This window comes from Mycobacterium sp. NGS24, from assembly GCF_059813065.1.
The window spans coordinates 105,591-118,159 of sequence record NZ_JCALDW010000016.1 but is presented as its reverse complement, the minus strand read 5'-3'; the positions used below and the strand labels follow the sequence as shown (position 1 = coordinate 118,159).

General features: G+C 68.0%; 14 protein-coding genes and 1 pseudogene. 7 read left to right on the top strand and 8 right to left on the bottom strand.

Annotated features, from left to right (window positions below; all coding sequences use genetic code 11):
* The first annotated feature begins 343 nt into the window (after positions 1-343).
* Positions 344-1,018, top strand: a complete 675-nt coding sequence (locus tag AC5Y6Y_RS19465; RefSeq protein WP_499918976.1) for an MOSC domain-containing protein — start codon at positions 344-346, stop codon at positions 1,016-1,018.
* 39 nt (positions 1,019-1,057) lie between these two features.
* On the top strand, positions 1,058-1,810 hold the full coding sequence (locus AC5Y6Y_RS19460) for a CPBP family intramembrane glutamic endopeptidase (protein WP_463828973.1): 753 nt from the start codon (positions 1,058-1,060) through the stop codon (positions 1,808-1,810).
* A gap of 1 nt (position 1,811) precedes the next feature.
* On the opposite strand, the gene AC5Y6Y_RS19455 is transcribed toward AC5Y6Y_RS19460, so the two are convergent.
* The 7 genes and pseudogenes from AC5Y6Y_RS19455 to modA all read right to left on the bottom strand — a co-directional run bounded on the left by AC5Y6Y_RS19455 (position 1,812) and on the right by modA (position 7,143).
* A complete protein-coding gene (locus tag AC5Y6Y_RS19455; RefSeq protein WP_499918974.1) occupies positions 1,812-2,834 on the bottom strand; it encodes a zinc-binding alcohol dehydrogenase family protein in 1,023 nt (340 codons plus the stop codon).
* Positions 2,835-2,868: 34 nt separating this feature from the next.
* A complete protein-coding gene (locus tag AC5Y6Y_RS19450; RefSeq protein WP_463828975.1) occupies positions 2,869-3,168 on the bottom strand; it encodes a GlsB/YeaQ/YmgE family stress response membrane protein in 300 nt (99 codons plus the stop codon).
* Positions 3,169-3,255: 87 nt separating this feature from the next.
* A complete protein-coding gene (locus AC5Y6Y_RS19445) occupies positions 3,256-4,422 on the bottom strand; it encodes an alanine and proline-rich secreted protein Apa (RefSeq protein WP_499918973.1) in 1,167 nt (388 codons plus the stop codon).
* Positions 4,423-4,484: 62 nt separating this feature from the next.
* Positions 4,485-4,730: a TOBE domain-containing protein gene (locus tag AC5Y6Y_RS19440; protein ID WP_499918998.1), complete on the bottom strand. Its 246-nt coding sequence runs from the start codon at positions 4,728-4,730 to the stop codon at positions 4,485-4,487.
* Positions 4,731-5,108: 378 nt separating this feature from the next.
* Positions 5,109-5,546, bottom strand: a pseudogene (locus tag AC5Y6Y_RS19435) (ATP-binding cassette domain-containing protein); the annotation flags it as partial.
* 44 nt (positions 5,547-5,590) lie between these two features.
* A complete protein-coding gene (locus AC5Y6Y_RS19430) occupies positions 5,591-6,385 on the bottom strand; it encodes an ABC transporter permease (protein ID WP_499918969.1) in 795 nt (264 codons plus the stop codon).
* Positions 6,385-7,143, bottom strand: a complete 759-nt coding sequence (gene modA / locus AC5Y6Y_RS19425) for a molybdate ABC transporter substrate-binding protein (RefSeq protein ID WP_499918967.1) — start codon at positions 7,141-7,143, stop codon at positions 6,385-6,387. The genes AC5Y6Y_RS19430 and modA overlap by 1 nt, the downstream gene beginning before the upstream one ends.
* Before the next feature lie 121 nt (positions 7,144-7,264).
* On the opposite strand from modA, the gene AC5Y6Y_RS19420 reads away from it, so the two are divergent.
* The 3 genes from AC5Y6Y_RS19420 (at position 7,265) to AC5Y6Y_RS19410 (ending at position 10,412) form a co-directional block, all read left to right on the top strand.
* Positions 7,265-7,942, top strand: coding sequence for an SDR family oxidoreductase (locus AC5Y6Y_RS19420; RefSeq protein ID WP_499918996.1), 678 nt, complete (start codon positions 7,265-7,267; stop codon positions 7,940-7,942).
* Positions 7,943-7,969: 27 nt separating this feature from the next.
* Positions 7,970-8,878, top strand: a complete 909-nt coding sequence (locus AC5Y6Y_RS19415) for an LLM class F420-dependent oxidoreductase (protein WP_499918965.1) — start codon at positions 7,970-7,972, stop codon at positions 8,876-8,878.
* Between the two features lie 142 nt (positions 8,879-9,020).
* On the top strand, positions 9,021-10,412 hold the full coding sequence (locus AC5Y6Y_RS19410; RefSeq protein WP_499918963.1) for an NAD(P)/FAD-dependent oxidoreductase: 1,392 nt from the start codon (positions 9,021-9,023) through the stop codon (positions 10,410-10,412).
* On the opposite strand, the gene AC5Y6Y_RS19405 is transcribed toward AC5Y6Y_RS19410, so the two are convergent.
* Positions 10,409-10,813 carry a PaaI family thioesterase gene (locus AC5Y6Y_RS19405; protein ID WP_463828982.1) on the bottom strand — a complete coding sequence of 135 codons (405 nt, stop codon included), beginning with the start codon at positions 10,811-10,813 and terminating at the stop codon, positions 10,409-10,411. The two genes, AC5Y6Y_RS19410 and AC5Y6Y_RS19405, sit on opposite strands and share 4 nt — an antisense overlap.
* 315 nt (positions 10,814-11,128) lie before the next feature.
* Between AC5Y6Y_RS19405 and AC5Y6Y_RS19400 the strand changes: the two genes are divergently transcribed.
* Both AC5Y6Y_RS19400 and AC5Y6Y_RS19395 read left to right on the top strand, forming a co-directional pair.
* Positions 11,129-11,545, top strand: a complete 417-nt coding sequence (locus AC5Y6Y_RS19400) for a BlaI/MecI/CopY family transcriptional regulator (RefSeq protein WP_463828983.1) — start codon at positions 11,129-11,131, stop codon at positions 11,543-11,545.
* A gap of 14 nt (positions 11,546-11,559) precedes the next feature.
* The gene (locus AC5Y6Y_RS19395) at positions 11,560-12,501 is read left to right on the top strand and encodes a M56 family metallopeptidase (RefSeq protein ID WP_499918959.1); all 942 of its coding nucleotides are present in this window, start codon (positions 11,560-11,562) and stop codon (positions 12,499-12,501) included.
* The last annotated feature ends 68 nt before the right edge of the window (positions 12,502-12,569 follow it).

The following is a 12,569-nucleotide window of genomic DNA, read 5'->3' as shown; positions in this document are numbered from 1 at the left end:
TTTTCAGGGCGTGGTGCCACACCTTGGTCATGTCATCGATCCAGGCCCAATACAGCGACGGGTCATCCCGCGGCGGCGGCTCATCACACAACTGCTCGAACATACGTTCGATTATACCAAATTCTGCTGACTTAGACTTCTGTGATGGCTCGGGACTTCGGTGACGGTTTGCTGGTTTTGGGCGTGGGCCGCGGGGTCGTGTCACCACCAGGACCACTCGAACTGTCACCGATGTCCTGGTAGATAACATCTGACTTAGACTTCCTCGCACAGCGGCGTGCTACGGGGTGAGTCAGGACGGCTCGCTCGTGGCTAATCGACCGCACCGCGTTACCCTGTGCGGATGCCGAAGGTGTTGTCCGTCAACGTAGCTCGCGTCCGAAGCAATCCGGACCCCCGGGCGGCGGCCAAGATCACCGGCATCGACAAGCTGCCCGTCGCCGATGCCGTCGCGGTACGTGCGCCGGGCCCGCTGCGCCGCGGCCTGGGCAGCGGTCTGGTCGGCGACGCCATCGGCAACCACAAGCTGCACGGCGGTGACGACCAGGCCGTCTACACCTATGCGCGAGAAGACCTGGACGACTGGGAAGCGAAACTCGCCCGCCCGCTCACCGACGGCATGTTCGGCGAAAACCTGACCACCCAGGGCGTCGACCTCACCAATGCGCTGATCGGTGAACGCTGGCGGGTCGGTTCGGACGGGCTGCTGCTGGAGGTCTCCGCCCCCAGAACGCCATGTCGTACGTTCGCGGCCTTCCTGGACCTCAAGCACTGGATCAAGACTTTCACCCAGGCGGGCAAACCCGGTGCTTATCTGAGGGTGATCGAGCCTGGGACGGTACGTGCCGACGACGACATCACCATCGACTACCGACCCGACCACGACGTGACAGTCGGACTGGTCTTCCGCGCGAAGATGACCGAACCAGAACTACTTCCGCAGCTCCTCGACGTGGAGGCGCTCTCGGCCGAACTCAAGACCTATGCGCGCCGGCGTCTGGCAGCGCAGCAGAACTAAGCCGCCGCGCCGGCGTCGTTCGCCGCTAGAATCGGTTGAATGCATGGCGGTACTGCGGACCGGGCTGACGTTGTGCTCGACGTGCAGTCGGGCCGCTCCCGCCTTTATGCCGACGTGGTCGTCGTCGTCGCGGTGCTGGTGACCGCGAACCTGGTTGCGCACTTCACCACGCCCTGGGCCAGTATCGCGACGGTTCCCGCCGCGGCGGTGGGGCTGGTTCTGCTGATTCGTTGGCGGGGTCTGGACTGGGCCGAGCTCGGTCTGGGTCGCGAACACTGGAAATCCGGTATGACCTACGCGCTGGCCGCCGTCGGGCTGGTCGTCTCGGTGATCGCGGTCGGAGTGCTGTTGCCGGCGACTCGGCCGATGTTCCTGAACAACCATTACGCGACCGTCTCCGGCGCGCTGATCGCTTCGATGGTCATCATCCCTTTGCAGACCGTCATTCCCGAGGAACTGGCTTTCCGCGGCGTGCTGCACGGCGCGCTGGACCGGGCCTGGGGATTCCGCGGGGTCGCGATGGCCGGTTCGCTGTTGTTCGGGCTGTGGCACGTGGCGACGTCGCTGGGCTTGACCAGCAACAATGTCGGGTTCACCCGGCTGTTCGGCGGCGGGTTCTTCGGAATGCTGGCAGGTGTGACGATGGCGGTGCTGGCGACCGGCGCCGCCGGATTCGTCTTCAGCTGGTTGCGCCGGCGCAGTGGCAGCCTGATCGCGCCGATCGCGCTGCACTGGTCGCTGAACGGGATGGGCGCGCTGGCCGCGGCCCTGGTCTGGCACCTGTCGACCTGACTCACACCAGCAACACGGCCGCGCCGGCGATGCGACCGGAGCTGAGGTCGGCCAAGGCTAGGTCAGCCTGCCCGAGTGGATATTCCGGCGTGGTGAGGTGAAGCCGATGCTGCGCGGCGAAGGCGAGGAAGGCCCGCGCATCGGCTCGGGTGTTCGAGGTCACCGACCGTAGCTGGCGCTCCTGAAAGAGGTGGCGCTGATAGTTCAGGGCCGGGATGTCAGTGAGATGGATCCCGGCCACCGACAAGGTGCCGCCCCGGTCGAGTGCCGCCAGGGCGGGCAGCACCAGATCTCCGACCGGAGCGAAAAGTATCGCCGCGTCCAGCGGGACGGGCGGGGATTCGTCGGCACCCTGTGCGGAGGCGGCACCCAGCGCCAAGGCCAGCTCGCGCGCTTGTGCGCCGCGGGTCATCACGTGGACTTCGGCGCCCTGCGCCAACGCCACCTGCGCGGTGATGTGGGCGCTGCCGCCGAAACCGTAGAGGCCCAGCCGTCCGCCGGGCGGCAACTCGGCGCGCACCAAAGACCGGTATCCGATGATGCCGGCACACAATAACGGCGCCAGCTCGGTGTCGCGGTAGCCGTCGGGCAGGTGATGGGCAAAAGCTGCCGGCACCGTGGCGAATTCGGCGTAACCGCCGTCGGCATCCCACCCGGTGTAGCGCGATGCGGGGCACAGATTCTCGTCCCCCCGGCGGCAATATTTGCACTCCCCGCAGGTGTGGCGCAGCCAGGCGATACCCACCCGGTCCCCCACTGCGAAATCACCAGCCACGCCGGCGCCGACCTCGACCACCTCGCCGACCACTTCGTGGCCGGGAGTGACGCGCTCCCGGTGGACGGGCAGATCACCCTCAGTGACGTGTAGGTCGGTGCGGCACACCCCGCACGCCAGGACTGCCACCAGCAGCTCAGCCGGGTCGGGCCGCGGGACGTCGACGGTGACGCGCTCGAGTGGCCTGCTGGGCATCGGCCCGGGTCGGCGCACCTGCCAGGCGGCCATCGTGGGCGAATGTGACGCCATCAGTGCACCGCGCCGCGGCCACGCAGTGCGCCGGTTACGTCTTGCGCACCATTCCGACGAGCCACAGCAGGATCACCGAGCCGAGGATCGCAGTGAAGAAGGTGAACCACCAACCGCCCGAAGCGGTGTCGAAAGCGAAGCTGAGCAGAAAACCGCCGAGCAACGCTCCGACGACGCCGATCACGATGTTCATCAGGATGCCGGCGCCACCGCCGCGGACGATCTTGCCGGCGATCCAGCCCGCCAGCGCCCCGATGATGATGTAGCCGACAACACCCACGCTGGTCAGAGTTGTTGAGCGAGCGAGAAACTCGGTTGTTGCCACAACGTCCATGAGGGGTCTCCTTGCAGTCACTGACAGTCCAGCCCCAATGCCGGACCGTGATGTCGGGTATACCCCGTCTAGGTCACGAATTCGACACTAAGCGGGTTGGCTGCGTGGTTCGGCCGGCGCGGGATTTCCCGAGGCCGGAGCCTGGCCGGGAACCTGCGCGGGTGCAGGAGCGCCGGCGTCCGGTGCGGGCGCCCCTGGGACGGGCGCTGCCGGTGCCGGCGCACCCGCAGCCGGTGCCGGCGCCGCCGGAGCACCTGCCGCTGGAGCCGGCGCTGCCGGAGCACCTGCCGCTGGAGCCGGCGCTGCCGGAGCACCTGCCGCTGGAGCCGGCGCAGCTGGTGCCGGCGCACCGGGGACGGGAGCCGCGGGTGCGGGAGCGCCCGGGGCGGGGGCACCCGCGACACCCTCCGGAGCGGGAGCCGCCGGCGCATTCCAAGGCCGGATCGACTCGGCGAGCACCTTGGCGGCGTTCTTGTCGATCGGGTTATTGGACGTGCCCAGCCACACCACGAACCAGCGCTGCGGCGGGCCGGCCGCGGGGGTCGCGCCCGCGGGGGTGCCGACCACACCGGTCCAGATCTGGCCCACCGGCTTGGCGGCGTCGCTGAACTTCACCTCGTAGTACGACGCGCTGCCCGAGATCCCGTTGGCGTTGAGCGGAATCGTCTCCTGGTTGAGTCGGGTCCCCGGGTACGGCATGAAGAACTCGCCCATGTCCGAGCCGAGTCGAACCGCGGCCTTCGGGTTGGTGGCCTCGGCGCTCGCGTAGAGCTTCTGGTCCAGCCGCCCCAGCACGATCCGGGTGTCGTTGGCCACCGCCGGAGCCTGACCGGGCATCGGCGCCTCCCCGGCCGCCTTGCTCAGCAGCGCGGACCCGTAGTCGAGGTGGGACGCGTCCGACTCCACCCAGCCCGCCGGCACCACGAAGCTGAACCCGCCGACGGCGTTGGTCACCCGCCCAGGCTCAGGCGCAGCGGGGTCAGGCGGCGGCGCCATCGGGTCGGTCGGCGGGACCGCGTTGGGGTCACCGGGCTGCGCGATCGGCGCGGGTGCGCCGGGAGCGGGCGACGCACCGGCACCGGGCGGCGGAGCCGGAGACGCCTGGGCCGACGGGCTCGGCGGCGCCGGCTCCGGGTCGGCGCCCGCGGTTGCCGGCAAAGCAATGGTCACGACGCTGGCGCTGGTGGCCGCGGCGATCGCCAACGACGCCCACAGCCCCTTACGACGGGTCGGGTTCGAGTGCACCTGCTGCATGGCGACGAACCTACCGTGTCAACGCTGCGAAGCAAGGATGGCCCGGCCGGTGTCACCGCAGTTCATTCCCGTCGCCGCCACACCGGATGCAGGGCCACTTCGGCGGCCTTGACGGTGAACCAGACCCGGTCCCCCGTCGTGAGCTGCAATTCTGCAGCCGCCTCGACGGTGATGTCGGCGGCCAGGCCCGGCGCACCGTCGGCTTGGTCGGCACCGCGGACCGTCACCGCCGCCCCGCGACTGTCCATTGCGGCGACGACGACTTCGACGATGTTGCGCGGGCTGCCGTGCGGTCTTTCCGCGTACACGGCCACACTCGCGGGCGCGAATACCGCCACCGCAGGCTGACCACCAGAGATCCCGGCCGCCGCACCCGCGGCGCCGTGCCAGATCTGGCCGGACGGGGTGTGTAGCGCACCGTCGGATCGGATCGTTCCGTTGACCAAGTTGACACCGGCGAACCGGGCGCCGAAATGACTGCGCGGGGCGGCCAGGATCTGGGCCACCGTGCCGGCCTCGACGATCCGGCCCGACTCGAGCACAAGCACCCGATCAGCAAGGGCCAGCACATCCAACAGGTCATGAGTGACCACAATGGCCGCACAGCCGCCGCGCACGACCACATCGCGCAACACCGCGCGAACCGAGGCGGCCGCAGCGACGTCAAGACCGGTCAGGGGCTCGTCGAGCAGCAGTATCTCCGGTTCGACGGCCAAGGCACGGGCAATCGCCACGCGCTGCGCCTGCCCGCCCGACAACTGCTGCGGCGTGCGCTGGGCAAGCTCCTCGGCGTGCACCTGGCCCAGCCAGTGCAGTGCCGCACCGTGGTCGCGGGAGCGCCCGAACCGGAACAGCGGGCTCCGACTGCGCGGTCCGAACGCCACGTTCGCGGCGACCGTCAAATGCGGAAACAGCAGCGGATTCGGCAACAGCAGCCCGACTCGGCGGTCGTGTGTGGCCACTTGTATCCCGGCAGCGGTGTCGGTCAGCACCCGGTCGCCAAGTCGCACCAGCCCCGTATCGGGCCGCAGCAAACCCGCGATCACCTGCAGCGCGGTCGACTTCCCGGCGCCGTTGGGACCCAACACCGCCAGCACCTCCCCCGCGGCCACGCCGAATTCCACGTCCAGACAGCGCTCCTTGACCATCGCGCGCAACGCGAGATCGCTCATCGCGCTTCGGCCGCGATAAACCGGCGGGCACCCAGGCCGAGCACCACCAGGGCGGCGACCGCCACCAACAGCAGTGACAGCGCGACCGCGGCGTCGGGGTCGTCGACCCGGCGCAAATAGATCTCGAGCGGCAACGTTCGGGTGACGCCCTGCAGCGACCCGGCGAAGGTCAGCGTGGCGCCGAACTCGCCCAGCGCCCGGGCGAATGCCAGCACGGCCCCGGACACCAGGCCCGGCAGCAGCAACGGCATGGTGACCCGCCACCAGATCGTGGTGGGTCGCGCACCCAGCGTCGCCGCCACCACCTCGTAGTCGGCTCCGGCGCTACGCGCGGCACCCTCCAGGGAGATCACCAGGAACGGCAATGACACGAAGGCCTGCGCCAGCACCACAGCGGAGGTGCTGAACGCGATGCTGACGCCAGCGGCCTCCAGATACCGTCCCAGCAGGCCGAGCCGTCCGAAGACGTAGAGCAGCGCGATGCCCCCGACGACCGGCGGCAGCACCAGCGGAAGCAGAATCAGCGGTCGCAGCACGCGGACCAGGCGTAGCCGGCTGCGCGCGAGCACCAGCGCCATCGGCACCCCCAGCAGCACACACAACGCGGTGCTCGCCGCCGCGGTCTTCATACTGAGCAGCAGCGCGGTTGCCGACGATTCGCTGCTGATCAGCGACCAGAAGTGCAGCCAGTCCACCTTGAGCGCGATCCCGACCAGCGGCAGTCCGACAAAGACCGTCCCGATCGCGGCGGGCAGGTAGACCCAGCGAGGCAAATCCGTCCCGGCGCGCATCAGGGTTTGACGAAGCCCGCCCGGTCCAGGATCTGCTGCCCTGCCTGGCCGGTCACCGTCGCTGCGAATTTCCGAGCCAGCGCAGGCTGCGATGCGTTCTTCAGCACCGCGACCGAATAGGTGTTCACCGCGCGGGCGGCCTCGGGGATCCGCACCGTCGCCACCTTGCTGCCGGCGTCGAGCGCGTCGGTCACGTACACCAACGCGGCGTCGGCCTGTCCGGAGGTGACTTTGTTCAGCGCGTCGGTGACGCTCGGTTCTTCGCTGACCGGGTGCAGTCTGACCCCGCTGATTTCTGCTACCCGGGCGGTGGCGGCGCCGCACGGCACCGGACGCTGACAGACCACCACGTGAAGACCCGGTGCGGCCAGATCGGCAAAAGACTGCACGTGCTTCGGATTGCCCGGTGCGGTCACGATGACCAGCGTGTTGGCGGCGAAGGTGGCCGGATCGGCGGCCGGCAGCCCGGCCTTCGCGACCTTGTCCATCTGTGCGGCATCCGCGGAGGCGAAGACGTCGGCGGTGGCACCCTGGGTCAGCTGAGCGGCCAGGTCGGAAGAACCCCCGAAGTTGATCTTGACGTCGACCCCGGGGTTGTCCGCTCTGAACCGTTCGGCGATCTGAGTGAAGGCCGGGTTCAGCGATGCGGCCGCGAACACCACCAGCGCCCGGTCCCGCGACGGCGACGAGTGGCACCCGGTCAAGCCCACCACCAGCGCCGTCGCCAGGAAGACGGCGGGCAACCCGACACGGCGCATCGCTAGAACGTAGCGCAGCTGAATAGTTACCCAAATCGTCAGCGCGTCGTGGCGGTGTTCGGTTTCGCCGAATAGCTACTGTCCAGTAACATGAATCGGAATTGATGCCGCACAAGGAGGTCTGGCAGTGGAAGTTGTTGTCACTGGCGGCGACACCGATCTGGGGCGCGCGGTAGCCGAGGGGTTCCGCGACGACGGCCATAAAGTGACCCTGGTGGGCGCGCGCGGTAGCGACCTCGAGGTCATTGCCAAGGAACTCGACGTCGACGCGATCGTGTGCGATACCACCGATCCGGCCAGCCTCAGCGAGGCGCGCAGCCTGTTCCCCCACCACCTGGACACCATCGTCAACATTCCGGCCCCGACCTGGGACGCCGGCGACCCCCGGGCCTACACGCTGTCCGACACGGCAACGGCATGGCGCAAGGCATTGGACGCGACAGTGCTCTCCGCGGTGCTGACGGTGCAATGTGTCGGTGACCATCTGCGCTCCGGCGGGCACATCATCAGCGTGCTGCCGGAAAACCCGGCCACCGGCAGCGTGGACGCTGCGATCAAAGCAGCGCTCTCCAGCTGGGTCAGCGGCCAGGCCGAGGTGTACGGAACCCGGGGCATCACCGTGAACGCCGTGGCCTGCGGTCGCAGTGTGCAGGCCGGCTACGAGGGTCTTTCGCGCTCACCGGCGCCCGTGGCGGCCGAGATCGCCCGGCTGTCGCTGTTCCTCACCACCCCGGCAGCCCGGCACATCACCGGTCAGACGTTGCACGTGAGCCACGGGGCGCTGGCGCAGTTCGCCTGACACCCGCCGACGGCTACGGTGGACACCGTGGCAATTCGGCTGGGTTTCCAGATTCCCAACTTCTCCTACGGCACGGGCGTAGAAAACCTGTTCCCGACGGTCATCGCGCAAGCGCAGGAAGCCGAAACAGCCGGCTACGACTCGCTTTTCGTGATGGATCACTTCTATCAACTGCCCATGCTCGGGACTCCCGACCAGCCCATGCTGGAGGCCTACACGGCCTTGGGCGCGCTGGCCACCGCCACCGAGCGGCTGCAGCTGGGCACCTTGGTCACGGGCAACACCTACCGCAATCCGGCGCTGCTGGCGAAGGTCATCACCACGCTGGACGTGGTGAGCGGCGGACGGGCGGTGCTGGGCATCGGCACCGGCTGGTTCCAGCTCGAACACGAGCAGCTCGGCTTCGAATTCGGCACCTTCACCGACAGGTTCCACCGCCTCGACGAGGCGCTGCAGATCATCCTGCCGATGATCAAAGGCGAGCGCCCCACCTTCGCCGGAACCTGGTGCCAGGCCAGCGAGGCCATGGCCAATCCGCGTTTTCGCGATCACATCCCGCTGCTGATCGGCGGCAGCGGCGAGAAGAAGACATTTGCCCTGGCCGCCCGCCATTTCGATCACCTCAACATCATCGCCAGCCTCGACGAGCTGCCGCGCAAGATGGAAGCGCTCAAGGCCCGCTGCGACGAAGCCGGGCGGGACCCGGCGACACTGGAGACCAGCCTCATGTTGACCGTGATCATCGACGAGAACTTCGACCAGTCGCGTGCCAATCCGCGCATGGTCGCCGGCAGTCCGGCGCAGATCGCCGATCAGGTGCAGGACAGGATTCTCGACGTCGGCGTCGGCGGCGTCATCATCAACCTGCCCAACGGGCATGTGCCCGGGATGATCACCACCGCGGCCGAGGCGCTGCGTCCGCTGTTCGGCCTGTAACGCGGATCACCCGCGAATTCGCTGGATGTGGTTTATCGCACAAGCTGGCGACTGGGTTTGTCGACGTGCGTTGACTAGGCTCAGGACGGGTATTAGCTAACCGCAATCGCCCGCCGAGGAGCCCCGTCAGGAGCAGCGAAAAATGAGCCCCCAGCAAGAACTCACAGTTGAACCGCGTCGCCGGCACCGGGTCGTGATCATCGGTTCGGGGTTCGGCGGGCTCAATGCGGCAAAGAAGCTCAAGCGCGCCGATGTCGACATCAAGTTGATCGCCCGCACCACACACCACCTGTTCCAACCTTTGCTGTACCAAGTTGCCACCGGCATCATCTCGGAGGGCGAGATCGCACCGCCCACCCGCGTGGTGCTGCGCAAGCAGCGCAACGTGCAGGTGTTGCTGGGCAACGTCACCCACATCGACCTGGCCAACAAGCTGGTCGTCTCCGAACTGCTGGGTCACACCTACGAAACTCCGTACGACAGCCTCATCATCGCGGCCGGTGCCGGTCAGTCCTACTTCGGCAACGACCACTTCGCCGAGTTCGCGCCGGGCATGAAATCCATCGACGATGCGCTGGAATTGCGCGGCCGGATCTTGAGTGCCTTCGAGCAGGCCGAGCGGTCCAGCGACCCGGAGCGACGGGCCAAACTGCTGACCTTCACCGTCGTCGGCGCCGGGCCGACCGGCGTTGAAATGGCCGGACAGATCGCCGAACTGGCCGAATACACCCTCAAGGGCGCATTCCGGCACATCGACTCGACCAAGGCGCGGGTCATCCTGCTCGACGCGGCGCCCGCGGTGTTGCCCCCGATGGGTGAGAAACTCGGCGATCGGGCAGCCGCCCGGTTGCAGAAGCTGGGTGTGGAAATCCAACTCGGCGCCATGGTCACCGACGTGGACCGTAACGGCATCACGGTCCGCGACGCAGACGGCACCGAACGGCGGATCGAATCGGCGTGCAAGGTGTGGTCCGCCGGTGTGCAGGCCAGCCGTTTGGGTCGCGACCTGGCCGAACAGTCAGACGTCGAACTGGACCGGGCCGGCCGGGTCCTGGTGTTGCCCGACCTGTCCATTCCCGGGCACCCCAACGTCTTCGTCGTCGGCGACATGGCCGCCGTGGAGGGTGTCCCGGGGGTGGCGCAGGGGGCCATCCAGGGCGCCAAGTACGTCGCGAACAACATCAAGGCCGAACTCGCCGGCGCCGACCCCGCCGAGCGGGAACCGTTCCAGTACTTCGACAAGGGCTCCATGGCGACGGTGTCGCGGTTCTCCGCGGTGGCCAAGATCGGTCCGCTCGAGTTCAGCGGCTTCATCGCCTGGCTGATCTGGCTGGTGCTGCACCTGGTGTACCTGATCGGGTTCAAGACCAAGATCACCACGCTGCTGTCCTGGACGGTGACGTTCCTGAGCACCCGACGTGGTCAACTCACCATCACCGACCAGCAGGCATTCGCCCGAACGCGCCTCGAACAGCTGGCGGAACTGGCCGCCGAAGCGCAGAACTCCGGCGCGGTCGCGCGGAAAGCCAGCTAGACCTCGAGGTTCTGCAGCCGTACCTGGCCGCGGGCCACGACCCGGTCGTCGTCGTCGGTGATCGTCACCTGCCATAGCTGCTGGCGACGGCCGCGGTGCACGGGCTCGGCTCTGCCGTACACCGTTCCGGACTTGATCGCCCGCAGGAAGTCGGTGTTGTTGTTGACGCCGACCACGTTGCCGCCGCCGTGCTCGGCCAGCCAGGTGTAGGCGGCCACACTCGCCATGCTTTCGATCATCGAGCAGTAAACCCCGCCGTGCACCAGGCCCATCGGCTGCAGCAGGTGCGGTTTCACCTCGAGCTGCGCGCGGGCGCCCTCGGGACTGAGTTCGGTGAACTGCAAACCGAGCTGGTTGTCGAACGGGGCTTGGAAATCGGCGGTACCGGACGCGGATGACACGCCCTTGTGTCTACACCATGGGTAGCTGTGACCGGGTGGATGCGACTGCGTGAGGCTTCCCGGAAATACAGGCGAGCCCCGTGCACCAGGCACGGGGCTCGCCGATCGAGTAGGCCGGGGGTCACTGCAGCCCTCAGGACACTTCCGCGGCCGTTATTCGCTCGACCAGAATTAGCATAGGCAAGGCTGCCCTAATTTCGCAAGCACCGATTGCGTAGTGTTGTCGACGTACCGAGCCGGAAAGATCGTGACGGCCAGGTACGACACTCGGTAGTAAGCCGGAGTACGCTGGTACCAACGCTCAGGAGATGAACTATGGCCAAGCTGACGCGGCTGGGGGATCTGGAACGCGCAGTCATGGATCACTTGTGGTCTATGGCCGAACCCCAGACCGTACGCCAGGTGCACGAGGCATTGTCTGCGCGCCGCGACCTCGCGTACACCACCGTGATGACCGTGTTGCAGCGGTTGGCGAAGAAAAATCTCGTCTCCCAGATTCGCGACGACCGGGCACACCGCTACGCACCTGTGCACGGCCGCGACGAACTGGTCGCCGGGCTGATGGTCGACGCCCTGGCCCAGGCCGAGGACTCCGGCGGCCGCCAGGCCGCCCTGGTGCATTTCGTCGAGCGGGTCGGGGCCGACGAGGCCGACGCGCTGCGGCGCGCCCTGGCCGAACTGGAAGCAAATCACCGCAATTCGCCATCTGCTGGACCTCCGGCCGACGACTAAGGGAGAATTACAGCGTGTCTGCGCTGGCCTTCGCCATCCTTGCGGTGCTGCTGGCTGGCCCGACACCGGCTGTGCTGGCGCGTGCGGCCTGGCCGCTGCGCGCTCCCCGGGCCGCCATGGTGCTCTGGCAGGCCGTGGCGCTGGCCGCGGTCCTGTCCACCTTCAGTGCCGGTATCGCGATCGCCAGCCGATTGCTGATGCCCGGCCCGGACGGCCGTCCCACCGCCGGCATCCTGGACGCCGAGGGGCGGCTCGGCTGGCCGCTCTGGGCGGCCTACGTCGCCGTTCTCACGCTGACCGTGCTGGTCGGCGCGCGCTTGATGGTGGCTGTGGTGCGGGTGGCCATTGCAACGCGCCGCCGGCGCGCCCATCACCGGATGGTCGTTGACCTGGTCGGGGTCGGACGCGACTCGGCCCGGTGCACTCAGACCCGCGACCTGCGGGTGCTGGACGTCAAGCAGCCACTGGCCTACTGTCTGCCCGGCGTGCGCAGCCGCGTGGTGGTCAGCGAAGGGGCGTTGAACACCCTCACCGACAGCGAAGTCACCGCCATCCTCACCCACGAGCGGGCCCATCTGCGTGCCCGTCACGACCTGGTCCTGGAGGCATTCACGGCTGTACACGCCGCGTTTCCGCGGCTGGTGCGCAGCGCCAACGCTCTGGGCGCAGTGCAGCTGCTCGTCGAACTGCTGGCCGATGACAGCGCGGTACGCGCCACCGGACGCACTCCCCTGGCGCGGGCGCTGGTCGCCTGCGCATCGGGGCGCGCACCGTCGGGTGCGCTGGCTGCCGGCGGCCCGAGCACCGTGGTCCGTGTGCGGCGGCTCTCCGGCCGGCCGAACAGTCTGCTGTTGTCGGTGACGGCCTACCTGGCCGCCGCGGCGGTGCTGGTGGTACCGACCATCGCGCTGGCCGTACCGTGGCTGACAGAACTACACCGGCTGGTCAGCTTCTGAGCCGAACCCACCCCGGGAGTGCCGCAGGTCCGCTGTGTCACAGTGTGATCCGAATGGCTTGCGGGCGC